The sequence below is a fragment of the Burkholderia sp. 567 genome (assembly GCF_040545115.1).
GTDB lineage: Bacteria > Pseudomonadota > Gammaproteobacteria > Burkholderiales > Burkholderiaceae > Burkholderia > Burkholderia ambifaria.
The window spans coordinates 25,695-48,678 of sequence record NZ_JBEPLG010000012.1; the positions used below are offsets into that span (position 1 = coordinate 25,695).

At 67.7% G+C, this 22,984-nt stretch carries 27 protein-coding genes; 15 read left to right on the forward strand and 12 right to left on the reverse strand.

Annotated features, from left to right (window positions below; all coding sequences use genetic code 11):
• The first annotated feature begins 6 nt into the window (after positions 1 to 6).
• The 3 genes from ABIC50_RS28515 to ABIC50_RS28525 all read left to right on the forward strand — a co-directional run bounded on the left by ABIC50_RS28515 (position 7) and on the right by ABIC50_RS28525 (position 1,922).
• Positions 7 to 201, forward strand: coding sequence for a YqaE/Pmp3 family membrane protein (locus ABIC50_RS28515; protein WP_011659768.1), 195 nt, complete (start codon positions 7 to 9; stop codon positions 199 to 201).
• Positions 202 to 302: 101 nt separating this feature from the next.
• Positions 303 to 1,619, forward strand: coding sequence for a type II toxin-antitoxin system HipA family toxin (locus ABIC50_RS28520; protein WP_354168216.1), 1,317 nt, complete (start codon positions 303 to 305; stop codon positions 1,617 to 1,619).
• Positions 1,620 to 1,634: 15 nt separating this feature from the next.
• On the forward strand, positions 1,635 to 1,922 hold the full coding sequence (locus tag ABIC50_RS28525) for a helix-turn-helix domain-containing protein (protein ID WP_041491548.1): 288 nt from the start codon (positions 1,635 to 1,637) through the stop codon (positions 1,920 to 1,922).
• A gap of 91 nt (positions 1,923 to 2,013) precedes the next feature.
• On the opposite strand, the gene ABIC50_RS28530 is transcribed toward ABIC50_RS28525, so the two are convergent.
• From ABIC50_RS28530 to ABIC50_RS28540, 3 genes are read right to left on the reverse strand one after another with little or no spacing between them, the layout of a single operon-like run.
• Complete coding sequence (locus tag ABIC50_RS28530; RefSeq protein ID WP_105830581.1) at positions 2,014 to 2,205, reverse strand: hypothetical protein; 192 nt, start codon at positions 2,203 to 2,205, stop codon at positions 2,014 to 2,016.
• Complete coding sequence (gene cydB, locus ABIC50_RS28535) at positions 2,177 to 3,184, reverse strand: cytochrome d ubiquinol oxidase subunit II (RefSeq protein WP_105830580.1); 1,008 nt, start codon at positions 3,182 to 3,184, stop codon at positions 2,177 to 2,179. Before cydB ends, ABIC50_RS28530 begins: the two co-directional genes overlap by 29 nt.
• Positions 3,185 to 3,213: 29 nt before the next feature.
• Positions 3,214 to 4,635, reverse strand: a complete 1,422-nt coding sequence (locus ABIC50_RS28540) for a cytochrome ubiquinol oxidase subunit I (protein WP_011659764.1) — start codon at positions 4,633 to 4,635, stop codon at positions 3,214 to 3,216.
• Between the two features lie 385 nt (positions 4,636 to 5,020).
• On the opposite strand from ABIC50_RS28540, the gene ltaE reads away from it, so the two are divergent.
• Entirely contained in the window at positions 5,021 to 6,034 is a 1,014-nt protein-coding gene (gene ltaE / locus ABIC50_RS28545) for a low-specificity L-threonine aldolase (RefSeq protein ID WP_354168218.1), read from the forward strand.
• A gap of 101 nt (positions 6,035 to 6,135) precedes the next feature.
• Here ltaE and ABIC50_RS28550 read toward each other — a convergent pair whose 3' ends face one another.
• Positions 6,136 to 6,348: a DUF1059 domain-containing protein gene (locus tag ABIC50_RS28550; RefSeq protein WP_006750651.1), complete on the reverse strand. Its 213-nt coding sequence runs from the start codon at positions 6,346 to 6,348 to the stop codon at positions 6,136 to 6,138.
• Positions 6,349 to 6,507: 159 nt separating this feature from the next.
• The gene (locus ABIC50_RS28555) at positions 6,508 to 7,413 is read right to left on the reverse strand and encodes an HTH-type transcriptional regulator ArgP (RefSeq protein ID WP_175709543.1); all 906 of its coding nucleotides are present in this window, start codon (positions 7,411 to 7,413) and stop codon (positions 6,508 to 6,510) included.
• Positions 7,414 to 7,667: 254 nt separating this feature from the next.
• On the opposite strand from ABIC50_RS28555, the gene ABIC50_RS28560 reads away from it, so the two are divergent.
• Positions 7,668 to 8,738 (forward strand): MBL fold metallo-hydrolase, encoded by a 1,071-nt coding sequence (locus ABIC50_RS28560; RefSeq protein WP_354168220.1) that lies wholly within the window; start codon positions 7,668 to 7,670, stop codon positions 8,736 to 8,738.
• A 128-nt stretch (positions 8,739 to 8,866) separates the two neighbouring features.
• A complete protein-coding gene (locus tag ABIC50_RS28565; protein WP_175791298.1) occupies positions 8,867 to 9,526 on the forward strand; it encodes a glutathione S-transferase family protein in 660 nt (219 codons plus the stop codon).
• 136 nt (positions 9,527 to 9,662) lie between these two features.
• Here ABIC50_RS28565 and ABIC50_RS28570 read toward each other — a convergent pair whose 3' ends face one another.
• Both ABIC50_RS28570 and ABIC50_RS28575 read right to left on the reverse strand, forming a co-directional pair.
• Positions 9,663 to 10,358, reverse strand: coding sequence for a phosphatase PAP2 family protein (locus tag ABIC50_RS28570; protein ID WP_354168222.1), 696 nt, complete (start codon positions 10,356 to 10,358; stop codon positions 9,663 to 9,665).
• A gap of 428 nt (positions 10,359 to 10,786) precedes the next feature.
• Entirely contained in the window at positions 10,787 to 12,019 is a 1,233-nt protein-coding gene (locus tag ABIC50_RS28575; protein ID WP_354168224.1) for an MFS transporter, read from the reverse strand.
• Positions 12,020 to 12,119: 100 nt separating this feature from the next.
• Here ABIC50_RS28575 and ABIC50_RS28580 point away from each other — a divergent pair, with 100 nt between their 5' ends.
• Positions 12,120 to 13,103 carry a LysR family transcriptional regulator gene (locus tag ABIC50_RS28580; RefSeq protein WP_126226197.1) on the forward strand — a complete coding sequence of 328 codons (984 nt, stop codon included), beginning with the start codon at positions 12,120 to 12,122 and terminating at the stop codon, positions 13,101 to 13,103.
• Between the two features lie 18 nt (positions 13,104 to 13,121).
• Here the strand turns inward: ABIC50_RS28580 and ABIC50_RS28585 are convergent, their stop codons facing one another.
• Positions 13,122 to 13,760, reverse strand: a complete 639-nt coding sequence (locus ABIC50_RS28585) for a 2-hydroxychromene-2-carboxylate isomerase (protein WP_354168226.1) — start codon at positions 13,758 to 13,760, stop codon at positions 13,122 to 13,124.
• A 164-nt stretch (positions 13,761 to 13,924) separates the two neighbouring features.
• Between ABIC50_RS28585 and ABIC50_RS28590 the strand changes: the two genes are divergently transcribed.
• On the forward strand, positions 13,925 to 14,107 hold the full coding sequence (locus ABIC50_RS28590) for a hypothetical protein (protein ID WP_354168390.1): 183 nt from the start codon (positions 13,925 to 13,927) through the stop codon (positions 14,105 to 14,107).
• Positions 14,108 to 14,133: 26 nt separating this feature from the next.
• On the opposite strand, the gene ABIC50_RS28595 is transcribed toward ABIC50_RS28590, so the two are convergent.
• Both ABIC50_RS28595 and ABIC50_RS28600 read right to left on the reverse strand, forming a co-directional pair.
• Complete coding sequence (locus ABIC50_RS28595) at positions 14,134 to 14,610, reverse strand: SRPBCC family protein (protein WP_011659750.1); 477 nt, start codon at positions 14,608 to 14,610, stop codon at positions 14,134 to 14,136.
• A gap of 121 nt (positions 14,611 to 14,731) precedes the next feature.
• Positions 14,732 to 15,217, reverse strand: a complete 486-nt coding sequence (locus ABIC50_RS28600) for an SRPBCC family protein (protein ID WP_354168228.1) — start codon at positions 15,215 to 15,217, stop codon at positions 14,732 to 14,734.
• A 209-nt stretch (positions 15,218 to 15,426) separates the two neighbouring features.
• Between ABIC50_RS28600 and ABIC50_RS28605 the strand changes: the two genes are divergently transcribed.
• Positions 15,427 to 15,957, forward strand: coding sequence for a GNAT family N-acetyltransferase (locus ABIC50_RS28605; protein ID WP_354168230.1), 531 nt, complete (start codon positions 15,427 to 15,429; stop codon positions 15,955 to 15,957).
• A 152-nt stretch (positions 15,958 to 16,109) separates the two neighbouring features.
• Positions 16,110 to 16,688: a hypothetical protein gene (locus tag ABIC50_RS28610; protein ID WP_354168232.1), complete on the forward strand. Its 579-nt coding sequence runs from the start codon at positions 16,110 to 16,112 to the stop codon at positions 16,686 to 16,688.
• 31 nt (positions 16,689 to 16,719) lie between these two features.
• Here the strand turns inward: ABIC50_RS28610 and ABIC50_RS28615 are convergent, their stop codons facing one another.
• Positions 16,720 to 17,307, reverse strand: coding sequence for a TetR/AcrR family transcriptional regulator (locus tag ABIC50_RS28615; RefSeq protein ID WP_175791286.1), 588 nt, complete (start codon positions 17,305 to 17,307; stop codon positions 16,720 to 16,722).
• A gap of 300 nt (positions 17,308 to 17,607) precedes the next feature.
• On the opposite strand from ABIC50_RS28615, the gene ABIC50_RS28620 reads away from it, so the two are divergent.
• Positions 17,608 to 18,312: an SDR family oxidoreductase gene (locus ABIC50_RS28620; protein ID WP_175714173.1), complete on the forward strand. Its 705-nt coding sequence runs from the start codon at positions 17,608 to 17,610 to the stop codon at positions 18,310 to 18,312.
• 55 nt (positions 18,313 to 18,367) lie between these two features.
• Here ABIC50_RS28620 and fabV read toward each other — a convergent pair whose 3' ends face one another.
• A complete protein-coding gene (fabV, locus tag ABIC50_RS28625; protein WP_354168234.1) occupies positions 18,368 to 19,570 on the reverse strand; it encodes an enoyl-ACP reductase FabV in 1,203 nt (400 codons plus the stop codon).
• A gap of 205 nt (positions 19,571 to 19,775) precedes the next feature.
• On the opposite strand from fabV, the gene ABIC50_RS28630 reads away from it, so the two are divergent.
• The 4 genes from ABIC50_RS28630 to ABIC50_RS28645 all read left to right on the forward strand — a co-directional run bounded on the left by ABIC50_RS28630 (position 19,776) and on the right by ABIC50_RS28645 (position 22,936).
• Positions 19,776 to 20,309 carry a GbsR/MarR family transcriptional regulator gene (locus ABIC50_RS28630; protein WP_006760784.1) on the forward strand — a complete coding sequence of 178 codons (534 nt, stop codon included), beginning with the start codon at positions 19,776 to 19,778 and terminating at the stop codon, positions 20,307 to 20,309.
• 142 nt (positions 20,310 to 20,451) lie between these two features.
• Positions 20,452 to 21,705, forward strand: a complete 1,254-nt coding sequence (locus ABIC50_RS28635) for an SDR family oxidoreductase (protein ID WP_354168235.1) — start codon at positions 20,452 to 20,454, stop codon at positions 21,703 to 21,705.
• A complete protein-coding gene (locus ABIC50_RS28640) occupies positions 21,702 to 22,172 on the forward strand; it encodes a DUF2269 family protein (RefSeq protein WP_006750625.1) in 471 nt (156 codons plus the stop codon). The genes ABIC50_RS28635 and ABIC50_RS28640 overlap by 4 nt, the downstream gene beginning before the upstream one ends.
• 140 nt (positions 22,173 to 22,312) lie before the next feature.
• Positions 22,313 to 22,936: a glutathione S-transferase family protein gene (locus tag ABIC50_RS28645; RefSeq protein WP_354168237.1), complete on the forward strand. Its 624-nt coding sequence runs from the start codon at positions 22,313 to 22,315 to the stop codon at positions 22,934 to 22,936.
• The last annotated feature ends 48 nt before the right edge of the window (positions 22,937 to 22,984 follow it).

The window sequence follows — 22,984 nt, forward strand, 5'->3', positions numbered from 1 at the left end:
TTCCCGATGCGCCTTTTGCTTGCCCTGCTGTTGCCGTGGTTCCAGTTCTTCACGATCGGCCGCCCGATCGCCGGGATCATCTGTCTGCTGCTGCAGATCACGATCATCGGCTGGCTGCCCGCCGCGATTTGGTCGGTGTATGCGTTGAGCCAGTACAAGACCGACCGCAAGATTGAGGCGGCGTTGGGCGGGCGGCGGTAGGCGACACACCACGCCAGCGGAGCAGCGCGGTTTTCATTTCAGCAGAAATCTATATAATTCATTATGAACTGGCATGATGTTTTGTCTAGATTTCTACTTAAATGACGGCTTCCTGCACGATCCAACTTCACGCCGACGGAGTCTGGCATGACGTCGGCGGCGTCACTTTGTTCGGCCAACCCGACGAAGGATGGCGCGGGCGCGCCTATACGGGCTATGACGTCGAATGGATCGTCCTTCATCAGTCCGCCCGCGACGCGCGCGCGATGTCGTGCACCTTTCCCGTCGACCTCGAGCCACGGGTAACTTCCCATTGGCCGGCTTTCCTGATCGATTTGCTGCCGCAAGGTTTCGGCCGCCAGGAACTGCTGCGTCGACTCGATCTCCCCGAAACGGCGGAGGAGCGTGCCGATTGGCCGTTGCTGCTCGCCGGCGCCGGCAACTCGATCGGTAACTTGCGGGTAAAGGAAGCCGCGCAGTGGCTTGCCGAGCGGGGAGGGCCGCAGCAAGGGTTTACTAACGAAGAGGTCGCCGCACGCGGCGACGCGTTCAGCGAATATCTCGCCGAACACGGGTTCTTCGTTGCAGGCTCGTCAGGCGTGCAGGGCGAATGGCCGAAGCTGTTGCTGACGCGCGCCGACGACGGGCTGCTCTATCTCGATCACACGCTGCCTGACGAGCGCGCGGTCGAGCATTACATCGTCAAGTTCGGGCGTGGCAGGAACGAACGTCTTGCCCAGATCCTGCGGCACGAGGCGCCATACATGGCATTGGCTCAGCGTCTGGGCTTGCGCGTGCATGCGTCACTGATGCTGCGGGATCGGTCGTTGTTCATCCCGCGGTTCGATCGCGCGCGCCGCGGCGGGAGCGTCATTCGGTTCGGGCAGGAAAGCATCGCTTCGTTGACCGGCAAGGCAGGCTTCGGCGTCGTGCCGAGTCACGATGAGGTATGCCATCATCTCGTGCGTCAATGCACGGATCCGCAGACCGAGGTGGCCGAGTATTTGTGTCGCGACGTTGCGAACCTTGCGCTTGGCAACAAGGACAATCATGCGCGAAACACGGCACTGCAACGAGATTTCGACGGATGCATCATGCTGACGCCGCTGTACGATTTTGCGCCGATGTATCTTCATCCGGACGGCATTGCGCGCCGCATTCGTTGGGAAGGAAATGACGATGGCCGGCCGGACTGGGCGCGAGTACTCGACGCTGTTGTCCGGTCAAGCGAACCGCAGGCGGGGGACACGCATGTTGCGCTGGACCGTGACGCGTTGCAGACGCGTCTGCGTGCAATGGCGCCGCATTTGCAGGAGATCGCCGATCACGGTGTCGATCTCGGTCTGGAACACGACGTGCACGCCTTTCTGAAACCGGGTCTCGTGCGGCTCGCTCGCGAGCTGGACATTCTGCGCTAGCGCGGACGCCACACCATGGACCAACGCTACAACGCGATGTCGCTTCCCGAACAGCTTGCGCTGCGGCGCCAGGCGATCGACGACGTCCTCGCGCATCCCGAATGGCCGTTGCGCGAATCGGTGCGTCATCTGAAGAAGACGATGCGGCTGACGAGCGCCGAAATGGCGAAGCTCGCCGGCGTATCGACGAAGACGATTCAGGATATCGAACAGGGTCGCAGCGACGGAACCGTCCAGACAATGAACCGCATATTCGGCATGCTGGGGTTGAAACTCGGCGTCGTGCGCCGCGCGCCGCAATAACCCGTACCGTGGCGGTGGGGTGGCGCATCCGTCGGGTAATCGACAGATGCGCGATGCGTCCGGAGGGTGGAATGCCGGTGAGCCGCCCGGCCTACTTCACCGCAAACAGCGTCAGGTTCATGAAGATCTTGAACGCATAGCCGAGCGTGACGGCGCCGATCACGCCGCCCGCCCACAGAACCACGAACCACATCCAGCCGCGCATCCGCGGACGCGGCGCGTCGGGCTGCCGCGCGGCGGAATCAGCGGCGGAATCAGTGGTGGTAGTAATGCTGGTCTTCATGGCGCACCTTGCCTCGGAATACCCAATAACCCATCGTCGTGTAGGCGATGATGATCGGGAGGATAACCGCTGCGCCGACCAACGTGAAGGTCTGGCTCGAACGCGGCGCCGCCGCTTCCCAGATCGTCATCGTCTGCGGAATCGCATACGGGAACATCGTGACGAGCAGGCCGACATAACCGAGCAGCACGAGCGCCAGCGCGAGCATGAACGGCGTCATGTCGTGCCGCGCGCGCACCGCGCGACGCATCCACACCGCGCACCCGGCGACCAGGAACGGCACCGGCAGCAGGCGCCAGAACAGGCCCGAATCGAACCAGCGCTGCGCGATGGCCGGATCCTGCAGCGGCGTCCACAGGCTGATGACGGCGATGAAGCCGAGCAGCACGACGGTCAGCGGCCACACGACGCGATGCAGGCGCCGTTGCAGATCGCCCTCCGTTTTCGCGACGAGCCAGCAGCAGCCGAGCAGCGCATACGTCACGATCAGGCCGAGGCCCGTCAGCAGGCTGAACGGCGTGAGCCAGTCGAACGCGTCGCCCGCGAACACGCCGTCCTTCACGTTGATGCCCTGCAGGAACGCGCCGAGCGCGATGCCCTGGAACAGCGTCGCGCCGGCCGAGCCGCCGATGAACGCGAGATCCCACAGCTGCTTCGTGCGCCGCGCCTTCGCGCGGATCTCGAACGACACGCCGCGGAAGATCAGGCACACCAGCATGAAGATCAGCGGCAGGTACAGCGCCGACAGCACCGTCGAATAGACGATCGGAAACACCGCGAACAGCCCGGCGCCGCCGAGCACGAGCCACGTCTCGTTGCCGTCCCATACGGGCGCGACGGTGTTCATCATCAGGTCGCGTTCCTTCTCGTCCGGGAAGAACGGGAAGACGATGCCGATGCCGAGGTCGAAGCCGTCGAGCACGACGTACATGAAGAGCCCCAACGCGATGATCGCGGCCCAGATTACGGTGACGTCCATAGGTTTTCTCGTTTGCGAAATGGGTGGGCTCAGACGGTCTCGATCAGCTCGTCGACGGCCGACATCGGGCGGCGTGCGGTGTGATCGAGGCGCGTGTCGGGCCTGTCGTGATCCGCGTCGTGCGGGGCGTCCGGGAGCGCGGGGCCGGCCTTCATCAGCTTCAGCATGTAGTACACGCCGGTGCCGAACACGAGGAAGTACACGATCACGAACGTCATCATCGACAGGCTGACCTGCTGCACCGACAGCGGCGACACGGCCTTCGCGGTGCGCATCACGCCATACACGACCCACGGCTGGCGGCCCGCTTCGGTCGTCACCCAGCCCGCGAGCAGCGACACGAAACCGGTCGGGCCCATCACGAGCGCGAAGCGCTGGAACCACTTCGATTCATACAGGGTGCCGCGGCGGCGCAGCAGCCACGCGAGCGCGGCGAGGCCGATCATCGCGAAGCCGAGGCCGACCATGATCCGGAAGCTCCAGAACACGACCGTCGAATTCGGGCGGTCTTCAGGCGGGAAATCCTTCAACCCGCGGATCTCGCCGTCCCAGCTGTGCGTGAGGATCAGGCTGCCGAGGTGCGGCACTTTCACCGCGTAGCGGGTCGTTTCGGCCTTCATGTCCGGAATGCCGAACAGGTTGAGCGCGGTGCCGCCCTTTTCGGTTTCCCACAGCCCTTCGATCGCGGCGATCTTCGCGGGCTGGTGCTTCAGCGTGTTGATGCCGTGCTGGTCGCCGATCACGGCCTGCAGCGGCGCGAGCACCAGCAGCAGCCACAGCGCCATCGAGAACATCTTCTTCACGCCCTTGTCGCGGCGGCCCTTCAGCAGGTGCCATGCGCCCGTCGCGGCGACAACCAATGCGGCGACGATGAACGCGGCGATCGCCATGTGGAACAGGCGGTACGGGAACGACGGGTTGAAGATGATCGCGAACCAGTCGGTCGGCACGACGCGGCCGTCGACGATCTCGAAGCCCTGCGGCGTCTGCATCCAGCTGTTCGACGCCAGGATCCAGAACGTCGAGATCAGCGTGCCGATCGCGACCATCAGCGTCGCGCCGAAGTGCGCGCGCGGGCTCACGCGATTCCAGCCGAACAGCATGATGCCGAGGAAGCCGGCTTCGAGGAAGAACGCGGTCATCACCTCGTACATCAGCAGCGGGCCGGTGACGGCGCCGGCGAAGCTCGAGAAGCCCGACCAGTTGGTGCCGAACTGATAGCTCATGACGACGCCGGAGACGACGCCCATCCCGAACGCGACCGCGAAGATCTTCGACCAGAACAGGCAGAGTGTCTTGTAGTACTGCTTGCCGGTCCTGAGCCAGCGATATTCGAGCACGGCGATGAAGCTGGCGAGGCCGATGCTCAGCGCCGGAAAGACGATGTGAAAGGAGACGGTGAACGCGAATTGCAGGCGGGCCAGATCGAGGGCCGAAAGAGCGGAGTCCATACCAGTTGACCGAGGCTGACGATACCCGCCGGCGGGTGCCGGCGGACCCCGGCCGAACCGGCGTCGGGGTTGGCTGGAGTATGGATCGCGATGTTGCGCCGCGAAATGCGCCAACTCGTCGCAGATGTCCAGCCCGCCGCGCGCGAATCCGGCATAAATCGTTGATTCGTATCAAGAAGGTCGTTCGCCCGGCGGGCGGCCGCGGCGTGGCGGTCTGCCGCACGTGCGTCAATATGGCGCGTCGCATCATCGGAACGACTGCATGCATGCAGGATCGCGGTGCGCTTGCCGTCGGCAGCCGCTGGGTGAATTGCGTACACTCTGAGTCTCGTTTCGGCAGGGCCGGGCGCATCGGTTCCGGTCCGCGTTCACTCAGGGCACGACAATGATCGATTTACGCAGCGATACCGTGACACGTCCGAGCCAGGCGATGCTGGCCGCGATGACTGCCGCCGAAGTGGGCGACGACGTATGGGGCGACGACCCGACCGTGCTGCGCCTGCAGGCGGTCACGGCCGAGCGGGCCGGCAAGGAAGCCGGCCTGTTCTTCCCGAGCGGCACGCAGAGCAACCTTGCCGCGCTGATGGCCCATTGCGAACGCGGCGACGAATACATCGTCGGCCAGCTCGCACACACCTACAAGTACGAAGGCGGCGGCGCGGCCGTGCTCGGCAGCATCCAGCCACAGCCGATCGAGAACGCACCGGACGGCACGCTGCCGCTCGCGAAGATCGCCGCGGCGATCAAGCCGATCGACAACCACTTCGCCCGCACGCGCCTGCTCGCTCTCGAAAACACGATCGGCGGCCTCGTGTTGCCGGAAGGCTATGTCCAGGAAGCCGTCGCGTTCGCGCGCAGCCGCGGGCTGGCCGCGCACCTCGACGGTGCGCGCGTGTGCAATGCCGCCGTCGCATCGGGTCGTCCGATCGCCGAACTGTGCGCACCGTTCGATACCGTGTCGATCTGCTTCTCGAAAGGGCTCGGCGCGCCGGTCGGTTCGGTGCTGGTCGGCAATCGCGCGCTGATCGAGCGCGCGCAGCGCTGGCGCAAGGTGCTGGGTGGCGGGATGCGGCAGTCGGGCATCCTCGCGGCGGCCTGCCTGTATGCGCTCGAGCACAACGTCGAACGGCTGGCCGACGATCACGCGAACGCCGCGCATCTCGCGGCGGGGCTCGCGCGCATCGAGCAAGTGAAGGTGCTGTCGCATGCGACGAACATGGTGTTCGCGCAATTTCCGGAAGCCGATTGCGCGCCGCTCGAGGCGTGGCTCAAGGCGCGAGGGATCCTCACGCAGATGCTGTACGCGTCGCGTTTCGTCACGCACTGCGATGTGTCGCGCGCGGACATCGACACCTTCATCGACGCGGTCGGCGCGTATTTCGCGCAGCGTCGCGCGTAAAGCGGAATGCGCCGGCCGGCGGGGAGCGCCGGCGCGATGTGGCGCGAAGCAGGGGGAGGGTGACGCTGCAACCCGTCTGTCGAATGTGTCGTGCCGGCGGATTACGCTTGCCGGGGCGCATCGACGGGCGGCGTGCCGTCGCGGAACAGCGCTTTCAACTGCGTGCGCAGTTCGGGGCTGTCGGCGTGCTGGTGCACCGAGACCGCATGTTGGACGGCGGCCTCCAGCAGTTCGTTGTCGGAGTCGGCGGAAATCGCGACCGAGCAGTTCATCGCGCTGGGAAAGTCGCGGCAATCGATATAGCGGCGGGACATGATGTTCTCCTCACGGGAAAGCGGGCGGCCGGATTGGCCTGACCGGCCGGGCGGCGCGTTCGCGAGGCCGATGCAAAAAGTATAGGCGGCGGCGCGCGGTTCCTCGCCGCCGTGTATACCGCACCACGTGCCGCGCCGACGGCGTCGATTACCCGCTCGTCACGGCAGCGGCGCGAGCAGCCGGCGCGCCGCTTCGACCACCCGTGCGGACAGCGACGCCATCGTCGGCGACTGCACCGTCCACGCGTGCCAGTACAGCGTCACGTCGGTCGGATGCATGGGCGCGAGATCGACGAGCCCCTGTGCATCGAGTGGTGCGCCGCCGAGCAGCGGCTCCGGCACCATCGCGTAGCCGAGCCCGTGCCGCACCGCCGCGAAATGCGCGTGCGTGCCCGGCACGTAATGGCACGGATACGCGCCTTCGGGCAACCCGAACTTCTCCTTCAGGAACGTGGACTGCAGCGTATCGCGCCGCGAATACGCGACGACCGGCGCATCGCGCGCGCTCGTGCGGTTCAGGCCGCGCGGAAACCACCGCCCCGCGAACGCGGCGGCTGCGAGCAGCCGGTAGCGCATCGTGCCGAGCGGCGTCGCGACGCAGCCGCGCATCGGTTTCGGCTCGGTCGTCACGCAGCCGACGGCCATCCCGCTTTCGAGCAGCGCGAACGTGTGGTCCTGGTCCTCGACGATCAGCTCGAACAGGATGCGCTCGCCCGCGAGCACCGAAGTCAGCGCGGGCAGGAACCAGGTGCCGAGGCTGTCGGAGTTCAGCGCGATCGTGACCGAGATCGGCGATTCGCGCTCGGCCGCGAGCGTGCTTTGCAGGTCGGCCTGCAGCAGCGCGACGCGGCGCAGGTGCTGCAGCACGCGCTGCCCGGCCACTGTCGGGCGGCACGGCCGCGTGCGCAGCACGAGCGGCGTGCCGAGACTCGCCTCCAGCGCGCGGACCCGCTGCGTGACGGCGGAAGCGGTCACGTGCAGGCGCACGGCGGCCTGCTCGAAGCTGCCGGTGTCGGCGACGGCGAGCAGCGCGGCGGCTTGCTTCGGATCGATCGTCAGAGACATATCGACGCAATTCCTGTGAACGTAAGACGAGAACAGGCGGTAGTGTAAGGCAGTGCCCGCGACGATCCGGGCGCGGCGTAAAGTCCCGCCGTGTGCAACGATGGCGGCGCCGCGTGCGTTTTGAACTACGCTGTAGAAACGCGCGCCCCGCGCGCCGGTGACCCATGCGAGCCGGCTTGCACCATCCGTACGATCCGCACCATCCAAGCCACCCGCACAACCGACACACCCCCAGCCGACGGAGCAACTTCCCAATGATCTTCCGGCAACTTTTCGACCCGCAATCGTCGACCTACACCTATCTGCTCGCCGATCCCGCGTCGCGCGAAGCGCTGCTGATCGATCCCGTGTTCGAGCAGGTGCGCCGCGACGCGGCGCTGCTCGACGAGCTCGGGTTGCGGCTCGTCGCGACCGTCGACACCCACGTGCACGCCGATCACGTGACGGGCGCGTGGCTCTTGAAGCAGCGCACCGGCAGCACGATCGCGATTTCGGCCGAGAGCGGCGCGCAGGGCGCCGACCGCTACCTGAACGACGGCGACCGCTGCGCATTCGGCACGCGCTACCTGACCGTGCGCGCGACGCCGGGCCATACGAGCGGCTGCATCAGCCTCGTGCTCGACGACGAATCGATGGCGTTCACCGGCGACTGCCTGCTGATTCGCGGCACCGGCCGCACCGACTTCCAGCAAGGCGACCCGCGCGCGCTGTATCGCGCAGTGCACGGCCGGCTCTTCACGCTGCCGGCCGCATGCCTGCTGTATCCCGCGCACGACTATCGCGGGCTGACGGTGACGAGTGTCGGCGAGGAGCGGCGCTTCAATCCGCGCCTCGGCGGCGATCTCAGCGAAGACGATTTCGCAGGCTACATGCGCAACCTCGGGCTCGCCCATCCGCGCCAGATCGACATCGCGGTGCCCGCGAACCTGCAATGCGGCGTCGCCGCGAACGCGCCCGATACGCATGCGGCACCCGACTGGGCGCCGCTCGTCTACACGTTCGCCGGTTTCTGGGAAATCGATCCGCAGTGGCTCGAGGATCACCTGCCGGCGGTGCAGGTCGTCGACGTGCGCGAGCCCGACGAATTCACCGGCCCGCTCGGCCACCTGCCCGGCGCGACACCGATCCCGCTTGGCGAACTGGCCGCGCGCACCGGCGAACTCGCGCGCGACCGGCCGATCGTGACCGTGTGCCGCGCGGGCGGCCGCTCCGCGCAGGCGACGGTGATTCTGTTGAAGGCCGGCTTCGACGCCGTCGCGAACCTCGGCGGCGGGATGCTGCGCTGGCGGGGCGAAGGCCGCGTCGTGATGGACGGCCGGTCGTAGCGGCGCGAAGCCGCGCAACGAAAAAAATGTTCGGGTCGATGTCGAATCGGCGTGGCGCCGTTCGTCGTCCAGTTATCCGATCCCGTGGCGCCGCATCACGCGGCGCCGACACCCTGAGAGACCCCGCGATGACACCGACGCTTTACGCCCATCCGTTTTCGTCCTACTGCCAGAAGGTGCTGACCGCGCTGTACGAGAACGGCACGCCGTTCGACTATCGCGTGCTCGCGCACGACGATCCGAAGCCGATGCAGGAACTGGCTGCGCTGTGGCCGCTGAAGCGGTTCCCCGTGCTCGTTGACGCGGGCCGCCCCGTGATCGAGGCGACGATCATCATCGAGTACCTCGACCTCTACCATCCGGGCCCCGTACGGCTGGTGCCCGACGACCGGCGCGCGGCGCTGGAAGTGCGGACGATGGATCGTTTCTTCGACAACTATGTATCGACGCCGCAGCAGAAGGTCGTGCACGATGCGCTGCGGCCGGAGCACGAGCGCGATGCGCGGGGTGTCGCCGATGCGCGTGCGATGCTCGACACGTCGTACGCGTGGCTGGATCGAACGATGGCCGATCGCGAATGGGCGGCCGGCGACCGCTTCAGCCTCGCCGACTGCGGCGCGGCGCCGTTCCTGTTCTACGCGGACTGGACGCACCGGATCGATCCGTCATTCGCGAACGTGATCGCGTATCGCAAGCGGCTGCTGGCGCGGCCGTCGTTCGCGCGTGCGGTCGACGAAGCGCGGCCGTACCGCGCGTTCTTCCCGCTCGGCGCGCCCGATCGCGACTGACGTTCGCGGCGGCGATCGCTGCGGCGAAGGCGATGCGGGCGACGGCATGCGCACGACGCGATGCCGCCGCGCAGGGCCGGCAACGTGTGCCCGGGCGTCGTGACGACAGCAGCGGATGCATCGCGGCGCCGTCCCGTTACATCGTCGTGTGCTTGACCGACTGCGCGAGCGTCAGCAGTTCGTCGAACTGCGTGATGAGCTCGAAGCACAGCAGGAACGCGAGCGTATAGGCCGGCGCGGGGAAGCGTCGGATCGCCTCCAGCACCTGCGGCGCGAAGCGCGATCGAATCGCATCGCGCGTCAGCAGCCACGCGATCGCGATGCCGATTGCCGCGCCGGCGAGCAGGTCGGTCGGGTAGTGAAAGCCGAGATACGCACGCGGCACGCAGATGAACACGACCGCATACAGCAGCGCGAGCACGCCGACGCGGCGCGCGATGATGAAGATCCCCGTCGCGATCGCCATCCACAGCATCGCGTGGTCGCTCGGAAACGAGCTCCATGCCTGCAGCGTGGCCGCGCGCAGTTCCTCGGACGGGAAGTGCAGGTGCAGGTCGGGGTTGTAGATCGGCCGCACGCGGAACGGCAGCGCTTTCGCGAGCAAGCGGCCGAACGCGAGTGCGGCGAGCCCGCTCGTGACGGTCGCGATGACCAGCTCGCGTTGCCGTTCGCGCTCGGGGCCCGGCTGGAACCATAGCCAGCACAGCACGGGGATGAGCACGAAGCCCTTGAACGTATAGAGGCCGGCGATCACGCGGATCGCGTGGTTCATCAGCGGTCCGAACGTAATGTGGGTGAGGAAGGTCTGGATCGTGGTGTCGAAATTGTTCATGTTCTGCGACCCCGGCGGACGCACGACACATGACGCGCGGCCAACAGGATCAGGAAGCGCGCTCGCACCGGAGCGCAACGGGGGGCAAGTATGTCATCGGTAATTTCGAAGAAAATGGGAAAAAATACCGGGAAGCCCCTGAGAAAACGCGAATTCCGCGTGGGGCCGGATTGGAGCGGGCCGTGCGGCGCGGTGATGCAGAATCATCTGACGGTTGCGCACGGATCGCTGCACACCGGGCGAAAAATAATCGGTTGAACTGGATAATTTGGTGAGCCGTCGCGGACCTTGCGCCGGATGACCGAAAGCGTTCCGCGTCCCGCACAGATCTGCCGCGCCGCGCCCGGCCGCGCAGCACCGAAAGAAAATAAAAGAAAAGGCGGGCAAGCCCTGTGGCCTGTCCGCCCCGCATTCGCGACGTTGGCGAATTACCGGCGCCACACCCGCACGGCCAGCGCAGCCAGCGACGTCGCCACGGCCAGCACGATCACCGCATTCCAGCCCAGTTGCGCGAGCAACGAACTGCCGAGCGCGGCACCGGTCGCCATCCCGATGAACATGCCGACGAACAGCACCGCGTTGAGACGGCTGCGCGACGCCGGGTCGATTCGGTAGACGATTGCCTGGTGCGCGATCAGCGTGGCCTGCACGCCGAGATCGAAGCCGATCGTCGCGGCGGCGAGCAGCGCGAGTTGCGCATCCGGCGTCATCAGCGGCGCGGCGGCCATCGCGGCGAACGACACGGTCGCGATCCCGATGCCGAGCCGCGTGACACGCTCGGGACCATGGTGATCGGCCAGGCGTCCGGCCACGGGCGCGGCCAGCGCGCCGGCGGCACCCGCGAGGCCGAATGCGCCGGCGGCTGCGCTGCCGAGATGGAACGGCGCGCCGTGCAGCATCACCGCGAGCGTCGACCAGAACGCGCTGAACCCGACGGCCAGCAGCCCTTGCGCGAGCGCGGCGCGGCGCAGCGCGGGATGACGGCGCCACAGTTCGCCGAGCGACCCGATCAGCGCGCGGTACGACAGCTGCGTGGTGGGCTCGAAGCGCGGCAGCCCGCGTGCGGCCACGATGCCGATGGCGGCGACGCTGGCGGCCGCGAGCGCGAACATCGCGCGCCAGCCGGCCGTTTCCGCGACGAAGCCGGCGACGACGCGCGACAGCAGGATGCCGAGCAGCAACCCGGTCATCACCGTGCCGACGATGCGGCCGCGATGCGCGTCGTGCGCGAGCGTCGCGGCGGCCGGCACGACGTCCTGCGCCATCGTCGCGGTCAGGCCGATCGCGAAGCTTGCGGCCAGCAGCAGCCCGAGCGACGGCGCGACTGCCGCGAGCAGCAGCGCGACGACCAGCGCGGCGGCTTTCGTGACGATCACGCGGCGGCGGTCGAATCGGTCGCCGAGCGGCGCGAGCAGCAGGATGCCGAGCGCATAGCCGAGCTGCGTGAGCGTCGGCACGAAGCCGATCGCGCGCGCCGACGCGCCGAGATCAGGCCCCAGCGCGGCGAGCATCGGCTGCGCATAGTAGAGCGGTGCGACGCCGAGACCGGCGGCCGCGGCCAGCAGCAGCACGAGCCGGCGATCGAGCATCGAGGAGGCGGCCGCGGGGGCCGGTGCATGCGCCGCGCGGGGCACGGCGTCGAGACGGGTCGGAGTGGACATCGCGTACATCCTTGTTCGGGTATCGAATGGACGCGAGTGTGCCGGCCGGCGGCCAGTCCCGGTAGTGCCGTCGCGCGCAGATTTGTTATACGCTTGACGAATGACCGAGAAAATCCCCGATTTGCCCGCCACAGGCGGGTCTGTGCGCGTTCAGGCCGTGCCTGTCGACGGCGCCGGCTATCGTTTCGAGCTGATGGAAACCTTCGTGCGCATAGTCGAGGCCGGCAGCCTGTCGGCCGCCGCCGCGCAGCTTCACACGACGCAGCCGACCATCAGTCGGCGGCTGCAGGCGCTCGAACGCTCGCTCGGGATGCGGCTGCTGCAGCGGACGACCCATGCGATGCGGCTGACCGTCGACGGCGAGCGCTGCTTCACGCGCGCGAAGGAGCTGCTGACGAACTGGGCGGCGTTCGAGGCCGACCTGCGCGGCGCGCAGGAGGAGCCCGACGGCCTGCTGCGGGTCGCGGTCCCGCATGCGTTCGGGCAGGAGCGCTTCGTCGAGCCGCTCGCGCGGTTCCTGCGTGACTACCCGCGCGTCTCGGTGGAATGGCTGCTGCAGGACGAGGTGCGCGATTTTGTCGGCAGCGGGATCGACTGCGCGATCCAGGTCGGCGAGCCGACCGATCCGTCCGTCGTCGCGATCCGGCTGAGCAAGGTGCCGCGCTTCGTGGTGGCGGCGCCGTCCGTGCTGAACGGCGCCGACGTGCCCGCGGATCCCGACGCGCTCGCCGCGTTGCCGTGGCTCGCGCTGCGCACGTATTACCGGACCGAGCTGACGCTGACGCACACCGTCACGGGCGACACGCGCCGCATCGCGATGCGCCCGCGCATCACGACCGCGAACCTCTACGCGCTACGCAGCGCGGCGCTGCTCGGTGTCGGCGCGTGCGTCGGTTCGTCCTGGATGCTGGCGGACCATCTCGCGCGCGGCGAGCTCGTGCATCTCGCGCCCGACTGGTACGCCGCGCCGTTGCCGGTCTACATGACCTATCCGCACGCGCAGTTCTATCCGTCGCGGCTCGTGCGCTTCGTCGCGATGATGCGCGAGGCCGTGCCGCTGCTCGTCGAAGGGCGCGACGGGTAGGCGCCGTCGCGCGTGCCGTCAGCCGCGCCGGATGCCTACGGGCAGCGCGCTGATGCGGCGCACTTCGGGCGAGTCGAGCCATGCGCGGGACGTCGCGCAGTCGACGAACATGTCGGTCGCATCCTCGCCCCAGAACAGGTCGCCGCCGAGTTCGAAGGTCGGCACGCCGAACACGCCATGTGCGATCGCTTGGTCGGTGTTCGCGCGCAGCGCGTCCTTCACCGGTTGCGCGTCGACGGCCGTCCCGCCTTCGGGAAAGCCGACCGCGTCGCACAGCGCGGCGAAGCCCTCCGGCGTCGACACGTCTTGGCCGTCGCGCCAGATGTGCCGGAAGATCCGCTGAATCGCATCGGGCGAGTTGCCCATCGCGATCGCGAGCCGCAGCGGCCGGATCGGGTTGAACGGATGCGCGGGCGGCATCCGGAACGGGATGCCGAGCTTGTCCGCGCGGTATTGCGCGTGGCGATAGGTGAAGATGCGCTTCGCCGCGATCTCGGCCGGCGCTTTCTGGCCCCAGTGCGCGAGCAGCGCGCCGAGCACGATCGGCTTCGGCTCGTATGCGGCGGCAGGCGGCAGTTGGTCGAACCGTTCCTGCTGCAGATACGCGAACGGCGAAACGAAATCGAAATACCAGGTGGCGGTGCGCGCGGCGTTCATGGCGGGGGCCCTTGTACGTGTCCGGACGGCGGTTGCGTGCATCGCGCCGACGGGCGACGCGGGGCATGCGTGGGCGGCCAGTGTCGCATGCGGCCGCCGTTTGCGCAGTCGCGGCGCCGCACGCGGGTGGCCCGCTACGGCTTCGGCTACGGCTGCGCGGTGTCGTGCGCCGCCGCCGCGAACCGCGCGAGACTGTCGCGCACGGACGCTTTCGCGGCGTTCGATACCTGGGCACATGGGATGCCGATCCGTCGTTCGCGTTCGAGCGCCTGACCGCGCACGCGAGCCCGACCGAGTGCGACGCGCTGTTCCGCGGGACCGTTTCGCACGTCTATCGGCTCGGCTGACGCGTATCGCGCGCGCCGCGTTGCGCTCAGCCCGTCTCGACCAGCGCCGCGAGCCGGGCGAGCGCCATGCGCCAGCCGGCTTCGTTGTCGGTGACCGGCACACCGGGCGGCACACCGTCGTGCACCGCCTCGACGCGCGTGCCGCCTGCCTCGTCGGACAGCGTGATCGTGATCGTCATGGCGCCGCGCAGCATCGGATCGTCGGTTTCGAACACATCGATTTCGACGATCCGCTCGTCGGGCACGAGCGTCACGAAGCGGCCGTGATAGGTGTCGGTGTGCGCGGTGGTCTTGCCGGGGCTGTCCGACGGTTCGTCGTAGCTCAGCGACACGCGCAGCGCGCCGCCTTCGCGTGCGTCATAGGCGTGGACGCGGCATGTCATGCCGTCGGGCACCTTCCATTGTTCGACCGCGTGCGGGTCGAGCAGCGCGCGGTAGACGCGCCCACGCGGTGCGTTCAGGTGCCGGCTGACCCGGGTCGAATGCGTGTGCATGTGCAGCATGTCGCCTCCCGCGGAATGCGCGCGACGGTGCACGCCGGATGCCGGCGTGTCGTCATGCTTCCTTCAGGAATCCTAGGCGCGCGCGCGACGGCATGCAATCGGACCGTACGCTCACCCGCATTCAGCGCAGCGCGGCCGCGAATTCGTCGAGCTGCGTGATGCAGATGTTCCAGCCTTCGAAGAACCCGAGTGCCTCGTGGCGCTCGCGCGTCGCCGCGTCGGGATGCATCACGCGCGCGTCGTAGCGGCAGCCGGCGTCGTCGTCGGCCATCGTGATGATGGCCGTGAAGCCCAGCCACGGCACCTGCGGCCTCCAGCCGCCGGCGAGCATCGACGTGAACGCGATCCGCGCTTGAGGCACGATTTCGAGGAAGCAGCCGGGGTTGTCGCTCGTGCCGCCGTCGGGGCCGCGCATGAACGTGTGGAAGGCGCCGCCCGGGTGCAGGTCGAACGCGCGCACTTCGGTGGTCCACGGCTTCGGGCACCACCATTCCTTCAGCAGTTCGGGGTCGGTCCACGCGCGCCAGAGCGCCTGGCGCGGCGCGCGCAGCGTGCGGGTGATGACGAGGTCATGGGTTTCGGCGGGGTCGACGGGGCTGGTTGACATGCGCTTGCTCCTCCTGGTGGCGGCTAAGCATAGGCGATGCAACGGGAATTTGCATCGCTTAGCATGATGGGGCGGTAACACGCGCCCACCCGCGCCGTGTTGCCGGGCACCGGCCGCCTTTGCACACGCATCGGGCGTATGCCGGCGTTCCTTTGGATCCGGGCGCAAGCCGCCGAATGCGTGCCGCGCGCCCGATTGCCGGAGAGGGTATGACCGAATCCGTTACCGTCCGCCGCGTCGATGCGAGCGAAGCGCGTGCCTGCGTCGACGCGCTCGCCGACGTGCTGATCGATTGCGTCGAAGGCGGCGCGTCCGTCAGCTTCATGTTGCCTATCGAGCGTGCGACGGCCGTCGCGTTCTGGACGCGCGTCGCCGACGGCGTCGCGAACGGCGAGCGCATCCTGCTCGTCGCCGAGGACGCCGCCGGCCGGATCATCGGCACCGTGCAGCTGGTGACCGCGCAGCCGGAGAACCAGCCGCATCGCGCGGACGTCGCGAAGATGCTGGTGTCTCCGCATGCACGCCGGCAGGGTATCGCCGCGCGGTTGATGGCGGCCGCCGACGAAGCCGCGCGCGACGCCGGCAAGACCGTGCTCGTGCTCGACACCGTGACGGGCGGCGATGCCGAGCGCTTGTACGAGCGGGCCGGCTGGCTGCGCGTCGGCGTCGTGCCGAACTATGCGCTGATGCCCCACGGCGCGTTGTGTGCAACGACGTATTTTCACAAGCAGCTCGTGTAACGGCGCGGGAGGCGATCGCGGCGAGGGTCGCGATCGACGCGCGACCATGGGCTGGACGCCGTGCGGAACGGAAAAGCCGCCCGGCGGCATCGCGGCTCCGATATATTCGTGCCGGAAACACCCAGCAGCACACCCAAGGAATCGTCGCCTCGATGAAACGCTCATACGTCGCCTTCACCCTCACGGGCCTGCTCGTCGCGCTGCCGATCGCCGCCTACGCGCTCGTCAAGCCGCTGCGCGTCGTCGCGCCCGCGCTGCTTCCCGGCGTGTCATGCCCGAGCGCGGACATCTGCACGGACGATGCCGCGCAATTCGACGCAGCGAAGCAGCTCTATCGCGACGGCTACGCGCGCGCGGCGGCGGCCGTGGGCCCGTTTCGCGACGCACCGCGCGTCGTGTTCTGCTCGACGCGCGAATGTGCGGACAAGTTCGGCCTCGGCGAACGCGCGGCGCTCACTCTTGGAGATTTCGGCGTGGTCATTGCGCCGCGCGGCTGGCAGACCTACTTTCTCGCGCACGAACTGATCCACCACCGCCAGGCCGAAGTGCTCGGCAACCTCGCGGTCGCGACCAAGCCGCGCTGGCTGATTGAAGGGATGGCGTATGCGCTCAGCGACGATCCGCGTCATCCGCTGACGGAGCCGTTCGAGTCGTGGCGCACGCGCTTCGCTGCGTGGCATGCGGCGCTCGGCCGGCAGCCGCTGTGGGACGCCGCAAGGGCCGTGGAATAGCGATCGCGCGCGGCTTGCGCCCGTCGTGCTGCTACGCGGCCGGCACGGCCGGATCGTCGGGCTGGCCGGCGAGCGCCCGCCGCCCCGCGTCGAGGATTTCATCGGCCAGCGCCGGATCGGTGCCGGCGACCGCGCGCGACAGCACGAGCGCGCCGACCATCTGGCTGAACACCGCGATCGCGTCGCGGCGCGTGTCCGCCGCAGCCGCGCCTTCGGCTGCCACCATCCGCTCCAGCCGGTCGAGATAGCCGGCGACGCCGTGCGCGTAGCAGGCGCGTGCCGCGTCGGTCAGGCGTGGCGCGTCGCCCGCGAAGCCGGACAGCGGGCAGCCGGCTTCGACGTTGTCGCGATGCGCGGTCGACAGGTACGACGTCACCTGTTGCGCGACGCTGCCGGCGCGCGGCGAATCCGCGCCGTCCTGCATGGCCTTTTCCATCACCGCGGCGACCAGCGCATCCTTCGATTTGAAGTGGTTGTAGAAGCCGCCCTGCGTGAAACCGGCTTCCTTCATCAGTTCCGTCAAGCCGACCGCGTCGACACCGCGCACCCGGAACAGCCGCTCGGCGGCCGCGACGATCGCGTTGCGGTTGTCGGCGGCCTGTTGTCTCGAGACGCCCATCGATCCCTCCCTCATTCCGGCCATTACGTCGATTGAAAAACACAATGGTGATCACCATTGACGCGGTCAATTCGCGCTGACACAATGCATCGCAAAGACAATGGTGATCGACATTGACATCCAGTGTAGCCGACTTCGCTCACGAAACGAAGCGACTCGCGCGGCACGGATGGAGGTCGGTCCGGGTCTGGGTGCAGCGGAGCGCGGGCAGCGGGACGAGCCTGCGATCCGGTACCGGCCGTGCAACGGCTCGGTACGCGATGGCGGCATGGTTTCATTCACACGATGAAAGGAAGGATCATGAAGATCGAAGGTGCAGTCGTTTTCGTCACGGGCGCGAACCGCGGGCTTGGGCTCGAATTCGCGAAGCAGGCGCTCGAACGCGGGGCGCGGAAGGTCTATGCGGGTGCGCGCGATCCGGCCAGCGTGACGCTGCCGGGCGTGGTGCCCGTGCAGCTCGACGTGACCGATCCGGCGGCGGTCGCCGCGGCAGCCGACGCCGCGCGCGACGTCACGCTGCTGATCAACAACGCGGGCATCGCGCGGCTCGGCAGCCTGACCGACGACGGCGCCGTCGACGCGCTGCGCGATCATCTCGAAACCAACGTGTTCGGGATGCTGGCGATGTCGCGCGCATTCGCGGCCACGCTCGCCGGCCACGGCGGCGGCGCGATCCTGAACGTGCTGTCCGTCGCGAGCTGGGTGAACCGGCCGATCCTGTCGGGCTACGGCGTGTCGAAGTCGGCCGCGTGGGCGCTGACCAACGGGCTGCGGCATTCGCTGCGCGAACAGCGCACGCAGGTGGTGGGGCTGCACGCCGGCTTCATCGATACGGACCTGACGCGCGGCCTCGACGTGCCGAAGGCGACGCCGGCCGACGTCGTGCGCCAGGCATACGACGCGATCGAATCCGGAGCGGAGGAGGTGGCCACCGACGACTTCACGCGGCAGGTGAAGGCCACGCTGTCGGCCGGCGTTTATCTGGACGAGGCGGCGCCGGTCTGACGTCGCCTGTAAAAGACAGCCCGCCGTGCGCCCATGCGCGCGGCGGGCGCGGTCGTCAGACCGTGGTGTCGATGATGCCGGGGATCTTCACGTCCGGGTTCACGTCCGCGTCGTAGTCGACGCCGGCGATCTCGAAGCCGAACAGACGCAGGAATTCGGTCTTGTAGCCGGCGAAGTCGGTCATCTCGTACAGGTTCTCGTTCGTGACCTTGTCCCACATCGCGACGACCTTGCCCTGCACTTGCGGATCGAGTTCCTTGTAGTCCGCGCGCAGACGGCCTTCTTCGTCGACGTGCGGCGTCGCGCCGTACAGGCTGTCCTTCAGGAGCCCGTACACCTGCTCGATGCAGCCTTCGTGCGTGCCCTGTTCCTTCATCACCTTGAACAGCAGCGACAGGTAGAGCGGCATCATCGGAATCGCCGAGCTCGCCTGGGTGACGACGGCCTTCAGCACCGACACGCGTGCATCGCCGCCGTGCGCGGCCAGCTTGTCGCGGATCGACAGCACCTTCTTGTCGAGATCCTTCTTCGCTTCGCCGATCGAGCCGTTCCAGTAGATGTCGTGCGTGATCTGTTCGCCGAGATACGTGAACGCGGTGGTCTTCGCGCCGTCGGCCAGCACGCCGGCCTCATCGAGCGCGTCGATCCACATCTGCCAGTCCTCGCCGCCCATCACGGCGACGGTGCCGTCGATCTCTTCCTGCGTCGCCGGCTCGAGCGAGACTTCGCGGATCACTTCCTTGTCGGTGTCGAGGCCGCGGAACGTGACCGCCTTGCCGACCGGCTTCAGCGTCGAGCTGATCGTTTCGCCCGTCTTCGGATGCGTGCGGCGCGGCGCCGCGAGGCTGTAGACGACCAGGTCGACCTTGCCGAGATCCTGCTTGATGGTGTCGATCGTGACCTGCTTCACCTTGTCGGAGAATGCGTCGCCGTTGATGCTGCGCGCATACAGCCCCTTTTCGGCGGCGAATTTCTCGAACGCGGCGCTGTTGTACCAGCCGGCGGTGCCCGGCTTCGCTTCGCTGCCGGCGCGCTCGAAGAACACGCCCAGCGTGTCCGCGCCCGAGCCGAATGCGGCCGAGATCCGGGCGGCGAGGCCGTAGCCGGTCGACGCGCCGATCACGAGCACCTTCTTCGGGCCGTTGGCGATCGGGCCATGCGAAGTCACGTAGTCGATCTGTTCCTTGACGTTGGCTTCGCAGCCGACCGGATGAGTCGTCACGCAGATGAAGCCACGCACGCGCGGTTTGATGATCATGGGAACCTCTAGTCAGAAAGGCGCGGACGGCCTGAAATCGGAAAAATCCCGCGCATTGTAATGGAAGCGGGCGGGCGCGGCGGGAAAGGCGGGCGGTGACCGCAGTCGCAATCGCCTAGCGGTCGACGCACCAGCATGGCGGCTCGCGTCGCCGACAGTTATTTCTCTCTTGACAGAAATAACTGAAAAAACTAAATTTCCCGACATGGAACTCACACCGATTGCCGAACGATTCATTCTCCACTGGGGCGAAATGGGCTCGCGATGGGGCGTCAACCGCACCGTTTCGCAGATTCACGCGCTGCTGTACCTGGCCGGGCGGCCGGTCGCCGCCGACGAGATCGCCGAGACGCTCAACGTCGCGCGCTCCAACGTCAGCACGAGCCTGAAGGAACTGCAGGCGTGGCGGCTCGCGAAGGTCGTGCACGTGCTGGGCGATCGCCGCGACCATTTCGAGACGTCGACCGACATCTGGGAACTGTTCAAGCTGATCGTCGAAGGGCGGCGGCAGCGCGAGATCGAACCGACGCTCACGGTGCTGCGCGATTGCCTGACGAGTCCCGAGATCGCCGATGAAAGCCGCGAGACCGAACAGCGCATCCGCGACACGCTGCAGTTCGTCGAGACGCTCACGACCTGGTCGGACGAGATGCTGCGGCTCAAGCCCGACACGCTGATGAAGGCGCTCGGGATCGGCGCGAAGATCAGCCAGACGGTCAGGCGCAAGTCGTCGAAGTAAGCGGAAATCGTAAGTGCGGGCGCGCAGCCCGCTTTTTTTGAAGTCTTTATTTCTGTCGTTACAGAAATAACAGTAAGTAGAGGATGAAAATGAACGAGGCCCTGCTGTCGATCCGCCGGCATGCCGCACCACGGAGTGCGACATGAACATCCTCGTCTGCGGCGCGAACGGGTTCATCGGGCGGGCGTTGTGCGCGCGGCTGGAAGCCGGCGGCCATCGCGTGCTGCGCGGCGTGCGGCATGCGGTCGGCCCGCGCGATGTCGCGATCGACTTCGCGACGGACGTCGACCCCGACGCGTGGCTGGCCCGGCTGGCGGGCGTGGACGTCGTGATCAATGCGGTCGGGATCCTCACCGACCGGCGCGGCGCGACGCTCGACACCGTGCATCGCGCGGCGCCCTGCGCGCTCTTCACGGCATGCAGCCGCGCCCGCGTGCGGCGCGTGATCCAGGTCTCGGCGTTGGGCGTGGAGCGCGGCGACACGCCGTATTTCGCCAGCAAGTACGCAGCGGACACCTTCCTGCAGACGCTGCCGCTCGATTACCGGATCGTGCGGCCCGCGCTCGTCTACGGCGCGGCCGGCACGTCGGCACGGTTCTTCCGGATGCTCGCGAGCCTGCCCGTGCACGCATTGCCGGCGGGCGGCCATCAACGGCTGCGCCCCGTGCACGTCGACGATCTCGCCGAACTCGTCGCGCGGCTCGTCGTTTCGCCGGCGGCCGGCCATTCGGTCATCGACGCGGTCGGCGCTGATGAAGTCGAGTACCGCGAGATGCTGAGCGGCTATCGCGCCGCGTTGGGCTTCCCGCCGGCAGCCCGCATTGCGCTGCCGGGCCCGCTGGTCGGTGCGGCGGCCGCGCTGGTCGGCACGCTGCCGGGCGCGATGCTGACCCGCGATACGTGGACGATGCTGCGCGGCGGCAACACCGGCGATCCCGCGGCATTGGCAGCCGTGCTCGGCCGGCCGCCGCGCGGCCTGCGCAGCTTCATCGGCGCGGACGCGCTCGCGCTGCGCCGCGATGCGCTCGCGATGTGGCGGCGGCCGCTGCTGCTCGGCGCGCTTGCGATCGTCTGGATCTGGACGGCCATCGTGAGCGCGTTCGTCCACCCGCAGAGCGACAGCCTTGCGATGCTCGCCCGCGCGCACCTCACCGGGCTGCCCGCGCTGATCGCCCTCTACGCCGCCTGCGCGCTGGACTTCGCGTTCGGGGTGGCGACCGTCGCTGCACCCACCCGCCGCCTGTGGATGGCGCAAGCCGCGCTGATCGTCGCGTATTCGGCCGTCATCGCGGTCACGATGCCCGGCCTGCTGGCCGAACCGTTCGGCCCGGTGATCAAGAACGTGCCGATTCTCGCGATCCTGTTGATCCTGTTTTCAGAAGAAGAACAGCCATGAATACCTATCTCGTCATCAAGGCGCTTCACATCCTGTCCTCCGTGCTGATGGTCGGCACGGGCTTCGGCACCGCGTTTTACCTGTTCTTCGCGAACCGCACGCGGTCGGTGCCCGCGATCGCCGCCGTGTCGCGGCTCGTGGTGCGCGCGGACTGGTGGTTCACGACACCGGCCGTGATCTTCCAGCCGGCGTCCGGGCTGTGGCTCGCGCATACGGCCGGCTGGCCGTGGCATACGCCGTGGCTCGTCGCGTCGATCGTGCTGTATGCGATCGCGGGCGCGTGCTGGCTGCCGGTCGTGTGGCTGCAGATCGAGCTGGCCGCGTTGGCGAACCTCGCGCATGCGAACGGCGAAGCCACGCTGCCGGCGCGCTACTGGCGCTATGCGAAGCGCTGGGAGCTGCTCGGCTACCCGGCGTTCTTCGCGATGCTGACGGTCTATTTCCTGATGGTGCTCAAGCCGATGTAAGCGGGGCGGCGGGCCGCGAACGCCGATTTCGCGTGCGGCCCTGTCGATTTACGCGCGCTCGTGTATAAATTCGACGGGAGCGCGTTCGGGCCGTTTCGGGCATCCCGAACGCTTTGCATTCGACCTCACAAGGAGCCTGCATGCTGCACATCCTCGGCAAGATTCCGTCCATCAACGTGCGCAAGGTGCTGTGGCTGTGCACCGAACTCAACCTGCCGTTCGAGCAGGAAGACTGGGGCGCGGGCTTTCGCACGACCAACGACCCGGCCTATCTCGCGCTGAATCCGAACGGCCTCGTCCCCGTCATCAAGGACGACGGCTTCGTGCTGTGGGAGTCGAACACGATCATCCGCTATCTCGCGAACCGCTACGGCGGCGACGCGCTCTATCCGGCCGAGCCGCAGGCGCGCGCGCGGGTCGATCAGTGGATCGACTGGCAGGGCTCGGACCTGAACCGTTCGTGGGTCGGCGCGTTCCTCGGCCTCGTGCGCAAGTCGCCCGATCACCAGGACCCGGCGGCGATCGCGCAGTCGATCGCGGGCTGGACGAAGCATATGCAGGTGCTGAACGCGCAGCTCGAAGCGACCGGCGCCTTCGTGGCCGGCGATCACTTCACGCTCGCGGACATTCCGATCGGCCTGTCGGTGAACCGCTGGTTCGGCACGCCGTTCGAGCACCCGGACTTCCCGGCGGCGACGCGCTACATCGAGCGTCTGGCGACGCGCGAAGGCTTCAAGCAGTACGCGGGCAGCGCGAACCCGTAACGCATCGCAAGTCGCGCGCGGGGCGGGCGGGGTGGTGCGACTGCCGCC